The organism is Affinirhizobium capsici, from assembly GCF_977018625.1.
Genome location: NZ_CDRNXD010000007.1, coordinates 115,865 through 133,904, shown reverse-complemented (window position 1 = coordinate 133,904; position 18,040 = coordinate 115,865). Strand labels below are relative to the sequence as shown.

The 18,040-nt window shown below is 57.6% G+C and carries 14 protein-coding genes; 12 read left to right on the top strand and 2 right to left on the bottom strand.

Annotation, left to right across the window (positions count from 1 at the left end):
- The first annotated feature begins 20 nt into the window (after positions 1-20).
- The 8 genes from AC0JZ1_RS18825 to AC0JZ1_RS18790 all read left to right on the top strand — a co-directional run bounded on the left by AC0JZ1_RS18825 (position 21) and on the right by AC0JZ1_RS18790 (position 9,262).
- On the top strand, positions 21-2,240 hold the full coding sequence (locus AC0JZ1_RS18825) for a primosomal protein N' (protein ID WP_471883975.1): 2,220 nt from the start codon (positions 21-23) through the stop codon (positions 2,238-2,240).
- A 45-nt stretch (positions 2,241-2,285) separates the two neighbouring features.
- Positions 2,286-2,696, top strand: a complete 411-nt coding sequence (locus AC0JZ1_RS18820; protein WP_471883974.1) for an AGROH133_08824 family phage infection protein — start codon at positions 2,286-2,288, stop codon at positions 2,694-2,696.
- Between the two features lie 259 nt (positions 2,697-2,955).
- Complete coding sequence (locus AC0JZ1_RS18815; protein ID WP_471883973.1) at positions 2,956-3,522, top strand: F0F1 ATP synthase subunit delta; 567 nt, start codon at positions 2,956-2,958, stop codon at positions 3,520-3,522.
- Positions 3,522-5,051, top strand: a complete 1,530-nt coding sequence (gene atpA / locus AC0JZ1_RS18810) for a F0F1 ATP synthase subunit alpha (protein ID WP_471883972.1) — start codon at positions 3,522-3,524, stop codon at positions 5,049-5,051. Before AC0JZ1_RS18815 ends, atpA begins: the two co-directional genes overlap by 1 nt.
- Positions 5,052-5,078: 27 nt before the next feature.
- A complete protein-coding gene (locus AC0JZ1_RS18805) occupies positions 5,079-5,954 on the top strand; it encodes a F0F1 ATP synthase subunit gamma (protein ID WP_471883971.1) in 876 nt (291 codons plus the stop codon).
- Between the two features lie 21 nt (positions 5,955-5,975).
- Positions 5,976-7,406, top strand: a complete 1,431-nt coding sequence (gene atpD, locus AC0JZ1_RS18800; RefSeq protein ID WP_471883970.1) for a F0F1 ATP synthase subunit beta — start codon at positions 5,976-5,978, stop codon at positions 7,404-7,406.
- 72 nt (positions 7,407-7,478) lie between these two features.
- Positions 7,479-7,886, top strand: coding sequence for a F0F1 ATP synthase subunit epsilon (locus AC0JZ1_RS18795; RefSeq protein ID WP_471883969.1), 408 nt, complete (start codon positions 7,479-7,481; stop codon positions 7,884-7,886).
- A 437-nt stretch (positions 7,887-8,323) separates the two neighbouring features.
- Entirely contained in the window at positions 8,324-9,262 is a 939-nt protein-coding gene (locus tag AC0JZ1_RS18790; protein ID WP_471883968.1) for an L-lactate dehydrogenase, read from the top strand.
- On the opposite strand, the gene AC0JZ1_RS18785 is transcribed toward AC0JZ1_RS18790, so the two are convergent.
- The gene (locus tag AC0JZ1_RS18785) at positions 9,247-10,320 is read right to left on the bottom strand and encodes an HWE histidine kinase domain-containing protein (RefSeq protein WP_471883967.1); all 1,074 of its coding nucleotides are present in this window, start codon (positions 10,318-10,320) and stop codon (positions 9,247-9,249) included. The genes AC0JZ1_RS18790 and AC0JZ1_RS18785 overlap by 16 nt on opposite strands.
- 76 nt (positions 10,321-10,396) lie before the next feature.
- Complete coding sequence (gene glpD, locus AC0JZ1_RS18780; RefSeq protein ID WP_471883966.1) at positions 10,397-11,899, bottom strand: glycerol-3-phosphate dehydrogenase; 1,503 nt, start codon at positions 11,897-11,899, stop codon at positions 10,397-10,399.
- Between the two features lie 165 nt (positions 11,900-12,064).
- Between glpD and AC0JZ1_RS18775 the strand changes: the two genes are divergently transcribed.
- The 4 genes from AC0JZ1_RS18775 (at position 12,065) to fdhF (ending at position 18,040) form a co-directional block, all read left to right on the top strand.
- Positions 12,065-13,000: a LysR family transcriptional regulator gene (locus AC0JZ1_RS18775; protein WP_471883965.1), complete on the top strand. Its 936-nt coding sequence runs from the start codon at positions 12,065-12,067 to the stop codon at positions 12,998-13,000.
- 119 nt (positions 13,001-13,119) lie between these two features.
- A complete protein-coding gene (locus tag AC0JZ1_RS18770) occupies positions 13,120-13,599 on the top strand; it encodes a formate dehydrogenase subunit gamma (RefSeq protein ID WP_471883964.1) in 480 nt (159 codons plus the stop codon).
- Complete coding sequence (locus tag AC0JZ1_RS18765) at positions 13,596-15,152, top strand: formate dehydrogenase beta subunit (RefSeq protein ID WP_471883963.1); 1,557 nt, start codon at positions 13,596-13,598, stop codon at positions 15,150-15,152. Before AC0JZ1_RS18770 ends, AC0JZ1_RS18765 begins: the two co-directional genes overlap by 4 nt.
- A gap of 5 nt (positions 15,153-15,157) precedes the next feature.
- Complete coding sequence (gene fdhF / locus AC0JZ1_RS18760; protein WP_471883962.1) at positions 15,158-18,040, top strand: formate dehydrogenase subunit alpha; 2,883 nt, start codon at positions 15,158-15,160, stop codon at positions 18,038-18,040.

Sequence of the window (18,040 nt, the reverse complement as noted above, 5' to 3'; positions counted from 1 at the left end):
TCAGGGCATGTTCCGGCTCAATGACCAAAGATTCGGAAAGTCTTTTCGGCGCGTTGTTTGATGCTCCGGCCGCGGTTCGCGTTGTCCCCGTTCTGGTGCCTTTGCCGGTGCCGGAAGCCTATAGCTATGCCGTCCCGGAAGGCATGGCTGTTGAGCCCGGCTCGGTCGTTCAGGTTCCGGTCGGTCCGCGTCAGCACATTGGCGTGGTTTGGGAAGGTGGAGACGCGCATACCATCGATCCGAAGAAACTGCGGCCCATTACACTTGTCTTCGATTGCCCTCCGCTGACTGTGGAGATGCGCAGTTTCATCGAATGGGTGTCGTCCTACACGCTTTCACCTCCGGGTCTCGTAGCGCGGATGGCGATTCGCGCACCGGCGGCGCTGGAGCCGGAGCCGATGGTGGAGGCGTTGCGCTATGTGGGTGGCGAACCTGATCGCGTGACACCAGCGCGAGCACGGGTTCTGGATGTATTGAAGGACGATATTGCCTGGACCCGAAGCGGCCTCGCTCATGCGGCAGGTGTTTCCTTGAGCGTGGTCGATGGGTTGGTGAAGCAAGGTCTGTTCGAAACCGTGTTTCTTCCGCCGCCTCCCTTCGTGGCGCCGCCAGACCCGGATTACACGCTTCCACGTATCGAAGGTCCGCAAAAACAGGCCGCATCGGAAATTGTGGAGACGGTCGAGGCGGGTGTATTCGCCGCATCCTTGATTGATGGCGTGACGGGATCAGGCAAAACGGAGGTCTACTTCGAGGCGATTGCGGAAGCGATCCGGCGTGGCAAGCAGGTATTGATCCTTCTGCCGGAGATTGCACTGACCGCGAGTTTCCTGGAGCGATTCGAGGCACGTTTCGGCGCAAAACCTGCGGAATGGCATTCCGACCTTGCGCCGCGTGCGCGAGAAAAAGTGTGGCGGGGCGTGGTAACCGGCGAGATTCGAGTGGTTGCAGGTGCCCGTTCAGCGCTTTTTCTTCCCTTTGAAGAGCTTGGCCTTATCATCGTGGATGAGGAGCATGATCCAGCCTATAAGCAAGAAGACCGGATATTCTACAATGCGCGGGATATGGCAGTCGTTCGCGCCCGCATTGGCAATTTTCCAGTCGTTCTCGTTTCCGCCACACCCTCCGTCGAAAGTCAGGTGAACGGCCAGTCCGGCCGCTATCATCTCGTGCATCTGCCTACTCGGTATGGTGATGCGGCGATGCCGGATTTGCATCTGGTGGACATGCGCAGGCACGCGCCGGAGCGGGGCGGGTTCCTATCCCCCGTCATGTTGCGGGCAGTTTCCAAGACGATCGAGAAGGGACAGCAGGCGCTGCTTTTCCTGAACCGTAGAGGCTATGCGCCTCTCACCCTCTGCCGTGTGTGCGGCCATCGTTTCCAATGTCCACAATGTTCCAGCTGGCTGGTGGAGCATCGTTTCCGCCATCAGATTCAATGCCATCAATGCGGCTATTCAGAACGCACACCGGAAGCCTGCCCGGAATGCGGCACATTCGATCATCTGGTGGCGTGTGGCCCAGGCGTCGAGCGCATTGCGGAGGAGGTGGAGCGCCACTTCCCGCAGGCCCGCACCATCGTCATGTCTTCCGATCTTCTGGGCGGCGTGAAGCGGATGCGGCTGGAGCTTGAGGCCATTGCCAATGGCGAGGCAGATATCGTCATCGGCACGCAGCTTGTCGCAAAAGGCCATAACTTTCCGCTTATGACGCTCGTCGGCATTGTTGACGCGGATCTTGGTCTTGCCAATGGGGACCCACGAGCAGCTGAACGCACGTTCCAGCTTCTGAGCCAGGTCACGGGCCGTGCCGGGCGAACAGGTTTGAAAAGTCACGGTCTTTTGCAGACCTACCAGCCTCAGCATCCGGTGATGCAGGCTATCGTTTCCGGCGATGCCTCTGCCTTTTATGAGCGGGAAATCGGGGAGCGCGAAAAGGCTCTTTTGCCGCCTTTCGGCCGCCTGGCCTCGCTTATCATATCTGCCGATTCGCGCGCTGACGCGGAGACGCATGCGCGTGGATTGAGAGCGGCGGCTCCGAAGGTTTCCGGTATCAGCGTTCTAGGCCCTGCCGAGGCACCGCTTGCTCTCGTTCGCGGACGGCACAGGTTCCGTCTCTTGGTGCATGGACGCAAAACGAGTGACATGCAGAGCTATTTGCGCACCATGCTGGCGGCAGGCCCCAAGGTACGGGGAAGCGTGCATGTGCAACTGGATGTCGATCCACAAAGCTTTCTTTGAAAAGACAAGCATCTCCTGATATCCCGCTCACCGCATGATTCGCTTGTGAATGAAGAGATTGAGGTGAAGGCCATGGAGCTTTATTTTCCCACCGAATTGCCGGAACAGCTGGCTTATTTCGGAGCGGCGCTCCTCGCGCTTGTCGGGCTGTTTCAGCTTGTTCTGCCTTCCACTGCCTTGCGTTTTGCCGGTTTTTCAGTCGGGCAAATTACGCCCGAAGGCTATGGTGCGACCCGTTCTCACGGTGGCATGCAACTGGGCCTGGCGCTCGCGGCACTTTTTCTGGCGCAGGACTGGACCTATCTGGCGCTCGGCGCATCCGTAGCGGTCGGCCTCTTCGGACGTCTCGTCTCATTTGTTTTTGATCGGGGCCTAACCGTCAGGAACATCGCGTTAGCCGTGCTTCAACTGCTGATCGCGGGGCTGCCGCTGGGCTATGTTCTGGGCTATTTCTGAGAAATTTTCATGCTATTGGCCGCCTCGTCGCATTGCAGCAATTTCTTTAAAAGAGACAAAATCGTTTGAAGGCCTTGGATCACAGGCGATTTGAACCCCTCCGCGTGTTGCGCGTCCCCATCTCCTATGCTAGACGAACCGCGAATTTCGGAGAACGGCGGAGGGGGGCCTCTGGCCGTGTTGAGAAAAAGAAGCAAATTCAAGCGCTTGTCTGAAGTCCGAAATCAGGCTCGTTGCTTGGATAGAAATCAGGGAAATTGTGCCCGTGGCTGACACATCCCATCGGACCTCCGGCGTGGCTGAACGCTACGCAAGTTCGCTCTTTGAGCTCGCGCTTGAAGCTAACGCGATTGATTCCGTGCGCGGAGATCTTGACCGTTTTCAGGCAATGATCAGCGAGAGCGATGACCTCAAGCGTCTGATCGCAAGCCCTGTCTTCTCTTCGGAAGATCAGGCGCGTGCGGTAGCAGCGCTCTGCGCGAAGGCAGGTATTTCCGGTCTCGTTGCAAATTTCCTGAAGGTCGTTGCGGGCAATCGCCGTCTCTTCGCTCTGCCGGGTATGATTAGCGCTTATCGCACCATTGTTGCCCAGCACAAGGGTGAGGTGACTGCAGAGGTTCGCACGGCACATGCGCTTACTTCGGCGCAGGAAGATGAACTGAAATCGACGCTGAAGAGCGTAACGGGCAAGAGCGTCACGCTCGACGTTACGGTTGATGCATCGATCCTGGGTGGCTTGATCGTCAAGGTCGGCTCGCGTCAGATCGATACGTCTCTTCGCACCAAACTTTCCACGCTTAAGCTTGCACTGAAAGAGGTTGGCTGATGGATATCCGCGCCGCGGAAATTTCCGCAATTCTCAAAGATCAAATCAAGAACTTCGGCCAGGAGGCTGAGGTTTCCGAAGTCGGCCAGGTTCTTTCCGTAGGTGACGGTATTGCCCGTGTTTACGGTCTGGACAATGTTCAGGCCGGCGAGATGGTCGAGTTCCCGGGCGGTATCCGCGGTATGGCGCTCAACCTCGAAGCCGATAACGTCGGTGTCGTTATTTTCGGTTCCGACCGCGACATCAAGGAAGGCGATACCGTCAAGCGTACGGGCGCTATCGTGGACGTTCCGGTTGGTCCGGAACTGCTGGGCCGCGTTGTTGACGCACTCGGAAACCCGATCGATGGCAAGGGCCCAATCAATGCATCGCGCCGCTCGCGCGTTGACGTCAAGGCGCCTGGCATCATTCCGCGCAAGTCCGTGCATGAGCCGATGTCGACTGGCCTCAAGGCTATCGACGCCCTGATCCCGGTTGGCCGCGGCCAGCGCGAGCTCGTCATTGGCGACCGCCAGACCGGCAAGACCGCTATCATTCTTGATGCCTTCCTGAACCAGAAGGCCATCCATGATAATGGTCCGGAAAACGACAAGCTTTTCTGCGTCTACGTTGCTATTGGCCAGAAGCGTTCGACCGTTGCACAGTTCGTGAAGGTTCTGGAAGAGCGTGGCGCTCTGCAGTACTCCATCGTCATCGCCGCAACGGCTTCCGATCCGGCTCCAATGCAATACCTCGCTCCATTCGCCGGTTGCGCAATGGGTGAATACTTCCGTGACAACGGCCAGCATGCTTTGATCGCTTATGACGATCTCTCCAAGCAGGCTGTTGCTTACCGCCAGATGTCCCTGTTGCTGCGTCGTCCTCCGGGCCGCGAAGCTTATCCTGGCGACGTTTTCTATCTGCATTCGCGTCTTCTCGAGCGCGCTGCCAAGCTTTCCGACGAGCGGGGCGCTGGCTCCTTGACGGCTCTGCCGGTTATCGAAACGCAGGGTAACGACGTTTCGGCCTTTATTCCGACAAACGTTATCTCGATCACCGACGGTCAGATCTTCCTTGAAACGGACCTGTTCTATCAGGGTATCCGTCCGGCTGTTAACGTCGGTCTGTCGGTTTCCCGCGTTGGTTCTGCCGCTCAGGTCAAGGCGATGAAGCAGGTTGCCGGTTCGATCAAGGGCGAGCTTGCCCAGTATCGTGAAATGGCCGCCTTCGCGCAGTTCGGTTCCGATCTCGATGCCTCCACACAGCGTTTGCTGAACCGTGGTGCGCGTTTGACCGAACTGCTGAAGCAGCCACAGTTCTCGCCGTTGAAGACGGAAGAGCAGGTTGCGGTGATCTTCGCAGGCGTGAACGGCTACCTCGACAAGCTGCCTGTTAGCCAGGTTGGCAAGTACGAGCAGGCTCTGCTCGCTTACCTTCGCAACGACGGCAAGGCTATCCTGGATGCCATCCGCACGGAAAAGCAGCTGTCTGACGATACACGTGCAAAGCTGAAGTCGGCGTTGGATAACTTCGCCAAGACTTTCGCCTGAACGGATAAGCTCAAGGACCGATAACGGATGCCTTCACTTAAGGATCTGAAAAACCGGATCGCCTCCGTCAAGGCGACGCAGAAGATCACCAAGGCGATGAAAATGGTCGCCGCGGCGAAACTGCGCCGTGCGCAAGAGGCAGCCGAAGCGGCTCGCCCTTATGCGGAACGGATGGACCGTGTTCTTGCTGGTCTCAGCGCTGCCTCTGCCAATAGTGCAGAGGCTCCGCTGCTCCTGACCGGTACGGGCAAGGAACAGACCCATCTTCTCATCGTCGCGACCGGCGAACGCGGCTTGGCCGGGGGGTTCAACTCCTCGATCATCCGCTTGGCCCGCGACCATGCGCTGAAGCTTTTGTCGGAAGGCAAGACCGTCAAGATCCTGACCGTTGGCCGCAAGGGCAACGATATCCTGCGCCGCAGCTTCCGCGAAAACATCGTGGATTACATCACGTTCCGCGAAGTCAAGCAGCTTGGCTTTGTTCAGGCAAACGAAGTAGCCCAGAAAGTTCTGGCGCTCTTCAATGCCGGTGAATTTGATGTCGCCACGCTGTTCTACGCACGTTTTGCCTCTGTGATCTCGCAGGTGGCAACGGCGCAGCAGATCATTCCAGCGAAGTTCGATGGGGCAGAAGTGCCTGCAACGGCTGCGCTTTATGAATATGAGCCGAGCGAACAGGAAATCCTGGAAGACCTGCTGCCGCGCAATATTGCGGTGCAGATTTTCCGCGCTCTGCTGGAAAACAACGCTTCCTTCTACGGCGCGCAGATGTCCGCAATGGACAACGCGACACGCAATGCTGGCGACATGATCAACAAGTTGACGCTCTCCTATAACCGTCAGCGTCAGGCCCAGATCACGAAGGAACTTATCGAAATCATTTCGGGCGCGGAAGCGCTCTAAGGAACAAAGAGGGTAAGAATCATGGCTATCGCAACGGGCTCGTCCCACGGCAAGGTGACCCAGGTTATCGGTGCCGTCGTTGACGTCGCATTTGATGGCGACCTTCCGCCAATCCTGAACGCGCTTGAGACCGACAACAACGGCAACCGCCTTGTTTTGGAAGTGGCGCAGCACCTCGGTGAAAACCAGGTCCGCACCATCGCTATGGACTCGACCGAAGGTCTGGTTCGTGGACAGCCGGTCAAGGACATGGGCGCTCCGATTTCAGTGCCGGTTGGTGACCAGACTCTGGGCCGCATCATGAACGTGATCGGTGAGCCGGTTGACGAAGCGGGTCCGCTGGATACGTCCACACTCCGCGCCATCCACCAGGAAGCTCCAGCCTACGTTGAGCAGTCGACGGAAGGCCAGATCCTCGTCACCGGCATCAAGGTTGTTGACCTTCTCGCACCTTACGCTAAGGGCGGTAAGATCGGCCTGTTCGGCGGCGCTGGCGTTGGCAAGACCGTTCTGATCATGGAACTGATCAACAACGTTGCTAAGGCACACGGCGGTTACTCGGTATTCGCTGGCGTTGGTGAGCGTACGCGTGAAGGTAACGATCTTTACCACGAAATGATCGAATCCGGCGTTAACAAGCACGGCGGCGGCGAAGGCTCCAAGGCTGCCCTCGTTTACGGCCAGATGAACGAGCCTCCGGGTGCGCGCGCACGCGTTGCTCTGACGGGTCTGACGATCGCTGAAGACTTCCGTGACAAGGGTCAGGACGTTCTGTTCTTCGTGGACAACATCTTCCGCTTCACGCAGGCTGGTTCCGAAGTGTCGGCTCTGCTCGGCCGTATTCCGTCTGCCGTTGGTTATCAGCCGACGCTCGCAACGGACATGGGCGCGATGCAGGAGCGCATTACGACGACGACCAAGGGTTCGATCACTTCGGTTCAGGCGATCTACGTTCCTGCCGACGACTTGACCGACCCGGCTCCTGCAACTTCGTTCGCCCACTTGGACGCAACGACGGTTCTGTCGCGCTCGATCGCTGAAAAGGGTATCTACCCGGCTGTTGATCCGCTCGACTCTACCTCGCGTATGCTTGACCCGATGATTGTCGGTGAAGAGCACTACGAAGTGGCGCGTAAGGTTCAGACGACTCTGCAGCGCTACAAGTCGCTTCAGGACATCATCGCCATCCTCGGCATGGATGAACTGTCCGAAGAAGACAAGATGACGGTTGCTCGCGCTCGTAAGATCGAACGCTTCCTGTCGCAGCCGTTCTTCGTTGCTGAAGTCTTCACGGGTTCGCCGGGCAAGCTGGTTGCTCTCGAAGACACGATCAAGGGCTTCAAGGGCCTGGTGAACGGCGAGTACGATCACTTGCCTGAAGCTGCCTTCTACATGGTCGGTTCGATCGACGAAGCCATCGAAAAGGCAAAGAAGCTGGCAGCAGCCGCTTAATTCCATTGAGAGTGGGCGCGCGGTTATCGCGCGCCGCTCCCTCCTGCAGAACGCCCAGAGAAGTGGACCGTCATGGCCGACTCTTTCGATTTTGAACTGGTATCGCCCGAGCGCCTTCTCGTTTCCGAAAAGGTGACGGAAGTCATCATTCCGGCGACGCTGGGTGAAATGACCGTGCTGGCGAAGCATGCGCCCACGATGACGACCATCAAGCCAGGTGTCTTGACGGTAAAGCTCGTCTCCGGCGAGACGCGCAAATACGTCGTTTTCGGCGGTTTCGCTGATATTCTCCCGACTGGCTGCACGGTTCTCGCTGAATCTGCTGTGGCCAAGGAAGAAGCAAATCGTGATCTCTTCCAGCAGCGCATTGACGCTCTGCGTGCGGATATCTCGGATGCTCCGACAGATGAGCACCGCACGAAGCTCGAACACATGCTGTCAGAACTGACCCATTTGAACCAGAACATTCTGCCAGGCTGATTTTCTGGCATCTCAAAAGCTCGAAGCGGCGGCCCTTGGGTCGCCGTTTTGCATTGGAGAACCTCGTCGAATGACAGTGCGTTCAAATTCACTTCGGCCATGCCGGATGAAAGGTGGTGCAGTTTGCAACTGCCTGTCATCCGCAGGTAACTTGTTGTACCACGCGCAGCTTAATGATGAAGTTCAGCCACCTTCCTGCTAGAGATTTCATCTTCGAGCGCGTCTACCTCCGCGCGTACCAAGCAATGATGTGTAGCGGCTCTGGCAGCGATGTGTGTACAAATATCTACTCAGAAGGGTGGGTAAAAAACTCGAGCATCGTTCTGCGCTCTAGTTTGATCTGGATCAGTGCTGGCTATACCTTGCTTTCTATGGTCCCTTGAACGGCAGGGGCTCGTAGAGAGGCTGGGCCACCCAGTGCGGATGAGGTTCGGCAGATGAAAGTTGGTATAGTTGGCGCCGGGATGGTCGGAAGCGCTGCCGGTTTTGCATTGGCTCTATCTGGTACCGCTACTGAACTCGTGCTGATTGATGCAAATGAGAAACTCGCCTTCGCACAGGCGCAGGACATCGCGCATGCAACGCCATTTCACTCCGCAACAAAGGTCAGCGCGGGCACCTATAGCGAGCTCAAAGGGGCCGACGTCGTTATCCTTGCTGCAGGTGTAAGTCAAAGGCCCGGTGAGAGCCGATTGGCCCTACTGGAGCGCAACGCCATTGTGTTTCGCAGCGTCGTTTCCTCGGTGCTTGCATCTGCGCCTGATGCAATACTGCTGGTCGCATCAAACCCCGTCGATGTCATGACGGATATCACGACGACAATATCCGGCCTTTCGCCGCACAGAGTGATCGGTTCCGGGACAATTCTGGATACGGCGCGGTTCCGCAGTTTGATCGGGCACCATCTGGGTATTTCGCCACAGTCGGTACATGCTTATGTGCTTGGGGAACATGGCGATAGCGAAGTCTTGGCGTGGTCGAATGCGCGTGCGGGTTCGGTCTCCATCCATGCTTTTGCTGAACAGACCGGTAAACCTATCAATGCGGCAGTGCGTGCGCAGATCGATGATGATGTTCGCAATGCTGCCTACCGCATCATTGAGGGCAAGGGTTCGACTTATTTCGGCATCGGAGGTGGGTTAGCGCGTATGGTCAAAGCGATTGCTCTGGATCAGCAGGCCGTTCTGTCGGTCTCGATGCGCACCGAACGGGTGGAAGAGGTGGCGAATGTGACGCTCTCTCTGCCGCGCGTTGTGGGTAGGGAAGGCGTGGTGGCAACCCTTCATCCCGACCTTGCGCCGGATGAGCGGGCCGGGCTTGCTCTCAGTGCACGTCTCCTGTCGGAAACCGCTTCAGCGGTTCAGCTTTGTGGGTGAGGCAGCCGATCCGTCTCAAGTCGATATCGAAGCCCAGAGGGCTCGAAGCTGATTTTGGCGGTCCCCGCAAAATCATGTGCCACAACCCGCTCGATCAGAGTTGTTCCAAAACCGCGGCGTTGCGGAGAGGAAACTTCAGGTCCTCCTTGCTCGTGCCAGGAAAGCTCGAACGTCTCGCCAGGCGCTCCAGCCCATTGGATAGAAATCCTGCCTCCTTCCTGTGACAAGGCCCCATATTTGATGGCATTGGTCGCCAACTCGTTTATCGCGAGCGACAGGGAAAGCGCTGGCTTTTCTGCCAAGGCGATATCTGGTCCATCGAGAGTCATCCGGCCTGCGCCCGTGCGATGTGGCGCAAGCGCCGCCTCAATGACCTGACGGATCGGAACGCTGCCCTTCTTGGCCTCGGTGACAACGGCATGGGCGCTTGAAAGCGTTCCAATCCGTTGCAGCAGCAAAGCGCGAAGTTCAGCAACTGGTCGTTCAACGCGCATGGTCTGGCTGACGATGGAGTTGACGGTCGCAAACATATTCTTCATGCGATGCTGAAGCTCTGCATTCATCAGTTGCATGCGCCGCTCTGCCTCAACCCGTGCGGTTGTTTCAAAGACGGTATCAAGCATCCCGGCAACCTTGCCGTTGTCATCGAAGAGCGGGCTGTAGCAAAAGGTAAAGAAGGCCTCTTCGGCAAACCCGTTGCGTTCGATTGTCAGGCCGAAATCTTGAATAAATGTCGCCTCACCGGCATAGGCTTTCGCGGCGATTGGCTGGATGCTTGGCCAAACCTCCGCCCAGATTTCAAAAAAGGGCCGTCCCACGGCCTCTGGTTTTTGGCCGAGCAGAGGTCGAAACGCGTCATTGTAAATGGTGGTTAGGCCCTCGCCCCATACCACTGCCGCAGGGAAATGCGAGCTGAGTATATTGGCAACAGCCGTCTTCAGGGAAATTGGCCAGGCATGAATCGGACCGAGCGGAGTCTTTGTCCAGTCAAAATCACGCACCAGTTTGGCTGATTGTCCATCCAGTTCCAGAAAACGAACACTGTCTTGCTCGGCCACCGCTTGCTCCTCTTCCGCTGCGAGGCGCAATGAGAATGCACTGCCTCGCAGTCAAGGATTTAGGGTGGCACTCCAGTTAGGCAATTTCCTGAAGTGCTGTTTCCACACGCGCGCGCTGTTCATCTGAAAGTTTCAGGCCAAGCTTGCTCCTGCGCCAAAGCACATCTTCCGCCGTCTTGGCCCATTCGTGCTGCACCAGATAGCGGAGTTCCGCCATATGGAAGCCAGCGCCGAAATCTTCGCCGAGATCCTCCGCCGATTTGGCAGAGCCCAGGATAGCGCGCGCTTTGGTGCCGTAGGATCGGATCAGGCGGTCGGCCTGTTCTTTGGTGAGGAAGGGATAGTCCGTCTTCAGCCTGCTGATTTCAGCATCACGCCCCTGAACAGCAAAATCACCACCTGGCAGATGGCTCTTTGCCGTCCAGGCCGGTCCTTTCTTGCCAATCGCTTCCTCAATCTTTTCCAGCGCGTGCTCCGCCAAACGGCGATAGGTCGTCAGCTTGCCGCCGAAGATGTTGAGAATTGGTGCTCCGTTTTGCTCCCGCTCCACCTTCAACACGTAATCGCGGGTTGCTTCCTGCGCCTTGGATGCGCCGTCATCATAAAGCGGGCGAACGCCGGAATAGGTCCAGACAATATCCTGCCGCGTGACGGGGCTGGCGAAATATTCGCTTGCGGCGTTGCAGAGGTAATCAATTTCGCCGTCCGTGATCGCCACGTCCTTGGCATCGCCCAGGTAATCTTGATCGGTCGTGCCAATCAGGGTGAAATCATCCTCATAGGGAATGGCAAAGATGATGCGGTTATCCGGGTTTTGGAAGAAGTAGGCCCGTGAACCCTCGAACTTCTTGGCGATCACGATATGACTGCCCTGCACCAGCCGCACGCTGGCGCGGCGATTATCGCCTGTGGACGCAATCACACGGTCAACCCAAGGGCCTGCGGCATTCACCAGCATTCGCGCTTCGCGAACGAGCGTTTTGCCGGAAAGCTGATCGTGCAATTCCACAGTCCAGACACCATCTTCGCGCCGGGCTGAAACCACCTTGTGACGGGGTAGGATCTCCGCACCCTTATCGGCCGCATCGCGGGCGTTCAGCACCACCATGCGGGCATCATCCACCCAGCCATCGGAATATTCGAACGCGGTGGAAAAAAGAGGCTTGAGCGCCTTGCCAGCGGGATCCGTGCGAAGATCAAGAGTTTTCGTCGCCGGCAAAAGTTTACGGCCACCCAGATGATCGTAGAGAAAGAGACCGAGCCTGATCAACCAGGCAGGTCGAATGCCGCCTTTTTGGAAGGGCAGAACAAAACGTAGCGGCCAGATGATGTGCGGTGCCATGGCCCACAGCACTTCGCGCTCCATCAGCGCTTCCCGCACCAAGCGAAATTCATAATGTTCCAGATAGCGAAGGCCGCCATGGATAAGCTTTGTGGCGCGTGAGGATGTGCCGGAGGCGAAGTCGTTCATCTCAGCCAGTGTCACCGAATAGCCGCGTCCTACGGCATCGCGGGCGATACCGCAGCCATTGATGCCGCCGCCAATTACGAGGATGTCCACCGGACTTTCGCCTGCCACGTCTGTCTCCACTCTTCTTGCTGCCGCCGACGCGGCCTGTTTGGGAATGTCATATAGAACAGTTTTCTTGCTTAGTGAAAACTGACGCACCTCATCAAATACGAAAATGGTTTCAAAGGGATCATCGGGGCCTTATCTTTCGCGGCGGCAGTGAAGGGACAGATCATGATCGACAAGCTGGAATTTTTCATCGCGTTGGCAGGCGCTGCTCATTTCGGACGGGCGGCGGAAGAGTGCGGTGTTTCACAGCCGACCCTTTCTGCCGCCATTCGCCAGCTGGAAGACCAGCTAGGCGTGGTCCTTGTCGTGCGTGGCTCGCGATACCAGGGTCTGACGCCAGAGGGCCAGCGTGTTCTGGAATGGGCGCGAAGGATTGTGGGCGATACCCGTACGATGCGGGAGGAAATGAAGGCTGCCCGAAAGGGGCTTGCAGGGCACATTCGCATCGCCGTTATTCCAACGGCCCTCGCCATGGTACCGCGCCTGACAGAGTCGTTTCAGGCGCGTCATCCGGCGGTTACCTTTTCGGTCGCCTCACGCACATCGTTGCAGGTTCTCAGCCAGCTGGAAAATCTCGAGATCGATGCCGGCATTACTTACCTCGATAATGAACCGCTGGGCCGCGTGACAACTGTTCCGCTTTATTCCGAGCGCTATCATCTGATTGCAGCAGCCGGAACACCGCTTGCGGATCAGAAAACCGTGACATGGAAAGAGGTGTCCGGTCTTCGGCTTTGTCTATTGACGTCTGACATGCAGAACCGGCGGATTATCAATAAGCACATGGCGGAAGCGGGTGTCTGGGCCAAGCCAACACTGGAATCTAATTCCATGATCGTGCTTTTCTCTCATATCCGCACAGGCCAATGGGCCTCGATCATGCCGCGCAACGTCGCAGAATCATTCGGCTTTCCTGAGCAGATTCGCATGATACCGATCAGCGAGCCGGATGCGGAGCATCTGGTCGGCTTGGTTGCCACGCACCGTGAGCCACATACACCTTTAGTCTCAGCTCTCCTACATGAGGCGCGGCAACGAGCTGCAGCGCAAGATTTTGATAGAAATTTCCTATCGACCGACGGTACGCCATTATTGACCTGATGCCCTTGTTTTCGCCATGCTTTGAAAAAGGCAAATCTGGCCGACCGGCGGAAGAGGCCTTCTCCGAAAGATGTGGCTTTGCCTGACGGAATATCCGGTCGGTTTGGGAGGACTGGCTCATGAACATTCGTGCGGTTGCCGTGGATGAGGCGACGCGTATCTCCGAAATCGTAGAAGAGTGTCGGCATCTGGAAGGGCCGCTGCTGCCAATCCTGCACCGCGTGCAGGAGGAGTTCGGCTTCATTCCAGAAGGTGGCAAGCAGGTCATTGCCACAGCGCTCAACCTGTCTCGCGCCGAAGTCCATGGGGTCGTTACCTTCTATCATGATTTTCGCGATCATCCCGCCGGGCGGCACTGTCTCAAGCTCTGTCGTGCTGAAGCCTGTCAGTCCATGGGCTCCGATGCGCTGGCAGAGCAGGTGAAAGCAAGCCTTGGTATCGATTGGCATGAAACAACGTCGGATGAGGCCGTTACCCTTGAGCCGATTTTCTGCCTCGGCCTTTGCGCATCTGCCCCCGCAGCCATGCTGGATGGCGAAGTTTATGCGCGTCTCGATAAAGACTGTCTCACCGAAATTCTGGCGGAGGTGCGCAAATGAGCGTTACTGTATTCGTTTCTCGCGATGCCGCCGCACTTGCCGTTGGTGCCGATAAGGTTGCTGCTGCAATTGGACGTGAGGCGCAAGCGCGTGGCCAGGATGTGCGGATTGTTCGCAACGGCTCACGCGGTATGTTGTGGCTTGAAGTTCTGGTCGAAGTCCGCACCGAAAGCGGGCGCATGGCCTACGGGCCGGTGCGGGCTTCAGACGTTCCATCCCTGTTCGAAGCAGGATTTCTGAACGGGGGCGACCATCCTCTCAGGCACGGTCTGACGAAGGAGATCCCATTCCTGAAAGGTCAGACACGGCTTACCTTCGCCCGCTGCGGCGTGACCGATCCGCTGTCGCTGGAAGACTATCGCCACTATCAGGGCCTCAAAGGTCTGGAAAAGACTCTGTCGCTTTCGCCTGCCGAGATCATTGCTCAGGTAACCCATAGCGGCTTGCGCGGTCGCGGCGGTGCTGGTTTCCCCACAGGCATCAAGTGGAAGACGGTAGCGGACGCCAGAGCCGACCAGAAGTACATTGTCTGTAATGCTGATGAAGGCGATAGCGGCACCTTTGCCGACCGCATGATCATGGAAGGCGACCCCTTCGTTCTCATCGAGGGCATGGCGATTGCTGGCATCGCGGTTGGCGCGACCAAGGGGTATGTCTACACGCGCTCAGAATATCCGCATGCGGTTGCCGTGATGCAGGAAGCCATTGAGATTGCCCGTCGAGAAGGCATTCTCGGTACGTCCGTTATGGGCTCTGCCTACGCTTTCGATATGGAAGTGCGGGTCGGGGCGGGCGCCTATGTCTGCGGTGAGGAAACCTCACTTCTGAACAGTCTGGAAGGCAAGCGGGGCGTCGTGCGGGCAAAGCCGCCGTTGCCGGCGCTGGAAGGCCTTTTCGGCAAACCGACTGTCGTCAATAACGTCATGTCGCTGGCGTCCATTCCGGTCATCATGGATCGCGGTGCCGAATTCTATCGCGATTTCGGCGTGGGCCGTTCGCATGGCACAATCCCGATCCAGCTTGCGGGCAATCTGAAGCATGGCGGGCTTTATGAAACCGCCTTTGGCCTGCCTCTCGGTGAGCTTGTGAATGAGATTGGTGGCGGAACGATTTCTGGTCGGCCTGTAAAGGCTGTTCAGGTGGGTGGGCCGCTCGGCGCTTACTTCCCGCCTTCGTTGTTCGATACGATTTTCGATTATGAGGCTTTCACGGCGGCAGGCGGTCTTATCGGCCATGCGGGTGTCGTGGTGTTCGATGACAGCGTAGATATGCTGAAGCAGGCCCGCTTTGCCATGGAGTTCTGCGCGGTCGAAAGCTGTGGCAAGTGCACGCCCTGCCGCATTGGGTCCACCCGTGGCGTCGAGGTCGTGGACAGGATTGCCCGTGGCATCGAGCCGGAAAAGAACAAGGTGCTGCTGGAGGACCTCTGCAACACCATGAAGTTCGGGTCGCTCTGCGCTCTCGGCGGATTCACGCCCTATCCAGTCATGAGCGCCATGACGCATTTCCCGGAAGATTTTGCACCCACCCCACTTGTTGAAGCGGCGGAGTGATAACCATGACCCTTGTTCCTGAAATTGACTTCGGCACACCGGCTTCCAAGTCGCAAGAGCTTGTAACGCTGACCATCGATGGTCGCGAGATCACGGTGCCGGCTGGCACGTCGATCATGCGGGCCTCCATGGAAGCTGGCATACAGGTGCCAAAGCTTTGCGCGACCGATATGGTGGACGCCTTTGGTTCCTGCCGTCTCTGTCTTATCGAGGTGGAGGGGCGAAATGGCACCCCTGCCTCCTGCACGACGCCAGTTGCGCCTGGCCTGGTTGTGCATACGCAGACCGAGCGGTTGAAGGCCATCCGCAAGGGCGTGATGGAGCTTTATATTTCCGATCACCCATTGGACTGCCTGACCTGCGCGGCCAATGGCGATTGCGAGCTGCAGGACATGGCAGGTGCCGTTGGCCTTCGCGATGTGCGCTATGGCTACGAGGGTGATAACCATGTGAAGGCGCGCTCGGCGGTTGGCGAAGTCAACGCCCAGTGGATGCCGAAAGACGAATCGAACCCCTACTTCACCTATGATCCTTCCAAGTGCATCGTCTGCTCCCGCTGCGTGCGGGCCTGCGAGGAGGTGCAAGGCACGTTCGCGCTGACCATTGAAGGCCGCGGGTTCGATAGCCGCGTATCTCCTGGCGCGCATGAAGCGTTTCTTTCCTCCGAATGCGTATCATGCGGTGCTTGCGTTCAGGCCTGCCCCACTGCAACGCTGACGGAAAAATCCGTCATCGAAATCGGCCAGCCGGAACATTCCGTGGTCACAACTTGCGCCTATTGCGGCGTCGGCTGCTCCTTCAAGGCGGAAATGCGCGGCGAAGAGCTGGTGCGCATGGTGCCGTGGAAAGATGGCCAGGCCAATCGCGGCCACTCCTGCGTCAAGGGTCGCTTCGCTTACGGCTATGCAAGCCATAATGACCGCATTTTGAACCCTATGGTTCGCGAGAAGATCACCGATCCATGGCGGGAAGTGAGCTGGGAGGAGGCCTTCTCTCACATCGCTTCCGAGTTCCGTCGCATACAGTACCAGTATGGTCGCGAAGCCATTGGTGGCATCACGTCCTCGCGCTGTACGAATGAGGAAACCTATCTCGTTCAGAAGCTGATCCGTGCTGGCTTTGGCAATAACAATGTCGATACCTGCGCCCGTGTTTGCCATTCGCCGACCGGCTACGGTCTTGGGCAGGCTTTCGGCACTTCGGCAGGCACGCAGAACTTCGATAGTGTGGAAGAAACCGATGTCGTGGTCGTCATTGGAGCGAATCCGACCGATGGCCATCCGGTTTTCGGCTCACGCCTCAAGAAGCGTCTTCGCAAGGGTGCAAAGCTCATTGTTATCGATCCACGTCGCATCGATCTCGTGCGCTCGGCTCATGTTGAAGCATCCTACCACCTGCCGCTGAAGCCCGGCACGAACGTTGCGGTTTTGACTGCTCTTGCCCATGTCATCGTGACGGAGGGCCTGTTTGATGAGCGCTTCATTCGTGAACGTTGCGATTGGTCCGAGTTTGAGGATTGGGCAGCTTTCGTGTCGGAAGCCCAGCATTCGCCAGAGGAAACCGAGAAGTTTACCGGCGTTCCGGCAGAGGAGCTGCGCGGGGCAGCAAGGCTATACGCCAAGGGCGGCAATGGTGCGATCTATTACGGCCTAGGCGTAACAGAGCACAGCCAGGGCTCCACCACTGTCATGGCCATTGCCAACCTTGCCATGGCAACCGGCAATATTGGTCGTCCGGGCGTTGGCGTGAACCCGCTCCGAGGCCAGAACAACGTGCAGGGTTCGTGCGATATGGGTTCGTTCCCGCACGAACTGCCCGGCTACCGTCACATCTCGGATGACGCGACGCGTGAAACTTTCGAGAAGCTTTGGGGCGTGACGCTCAATAACGAGCCGGGACTGCGCATTCCCAACATGTTGGATGCCGCTGTCGATGGTTCGTTCAAGGGCATCTATATTCAGGGCGAGGATATTCTTCAGTCTGATCCGGATACCAAGCATGTGTCGGCCGGTCTCGCTGCCATGGAATGTGTCGTGGTTCACGATCTCTTCCTCAACGAAACGGCAAACTATGCGCATGTCTTCCTGCCCGGTTCGACCTTCCTGGAGAAGGATGGCACCTTTACCAATGCCGAGCGCCGCATCAACCGAGTGCGCAAGGTCATGACGCCGAAGAATGGCTATGCAGACTGGGAAGTGACCCAGAAGCTGGCGCAGGCCATGGGGCTGGACTGGAACTATTCGCATCCGTCGCAAATCATGGATGAGATTGCGCTCTCCACGCCAAGCTTTGCCGGTGTCTCCTATGCCTATCTGGAAGAGAAAGGTTCCGTTCAGTGGCCGTGCAATGAGCAGTTCCCGAACGGGTCGCCCATCATGCACACCGATGGCTTCGTGCGCGGCAAGGGTAAGTTTATACGCACGGAATATGTGCCGACGGATGAACGCACAGGCCCACGCTTCCCGCTGCTGCTGACAACCGGCCGCATCCTGTCTCAGTACAACGTTGGCGCGCAGACCCGGCGTACCGAAAACGTCGTCTGGCATGAGGAAGACCGGCTGGAAATTCATCCGCATGATGCCGAACAACGCGGTATCAAGGATGGCGATTGGGTGAAACTCGCCAGCCGCTCCGGGGATACGACGCTTCGTGCCTTGATTACGGATCGTGTTGCGCCGGGTGTGGTTTACACCACCTTCCACCACCCCGGCACGCAGGCGAACGTCATCACCACCGACTTCTCGGATTGGGCAACGAACTGCCCTGAATACAAGGTGACGGCGGTACAGATTTCGCCTTCCAACGGCCCGACCGAGTGGCAAGAGGATTATGATGAGCTGAGCCGCCGGTCACGCCGGATCGCGGGCAAGCTTGAAGCGGCGGAATAG

Coding starts and splice junctions, on each gene's coding strand:
- AC0JZ1_RS18825 (WP_471883975.1), top strand. CDS start 21: ATGACCAAAGATTCGGAAAGTCTTTTCGGCGCGTTGTTTGATGCTCCG.
- atpA (WP_471883972.1), top strand. CDS start 3,522: ATGGATATCCGCGCCGCGGAAATTTCCGCAATTCTCAAAGATCAAATC.
- AC0JZ1_RS18805 (WP_471883971.1), top strand. CDS start 5,079: ATGCCTTCACTTAAGGATCTGAAAAACCGGATCGCCTCCGTCAAGGCG.
- atpD (WP_471883970.1), top strand. CDS start 5,976: ATGGCTATCGCAACGGGCTCGTCCCACGGCAAGGTGACCCAGGTTATC.
- AC0JZ1_RS18795 (WP_471883969.1), top strand. CDS start 7,479: ATGGCCGACTCTTTCGATTTTGAACTGGTATCGCCCGAGCGCCTTCTC.
- AC0JZ1_RS18790 (WP_471883968.1), top strand. CDS start 8,324: ATGAAAGTTGGTATAGTTGGCGCCGGGATGGTCGGAAGCGCTGCCGGT.
- AC0JZ1_RS18775 (WP_471883965.1), top strand. CDS start 12,065: ATGATCGACAAGCTGGAATTTTTCATCGCGTTGGCAGGCGCTGCTCAT.
- AC0JZ1_RS18770 (WP_471883964.1), top strand. CDS start 13,120: ATGAACATTCGTGCGGTTGCCGTGGATGAGGCGACGCGTATCTCCGAA.
- AC0JZ1_RS18765 (WP_471883963.1), top strand. CDS start 13,596: ATGAGCGTTACTGTATTCGTTTCTCGCGATGCCGCCGCACTTGCCGTT.
- fdhF (WP_471883962.1), top strand. CDS start 15,158: ATGACCCTTGTTCCTGAAATTGACTTCGGCACACCGGCTTCCAAGTCG.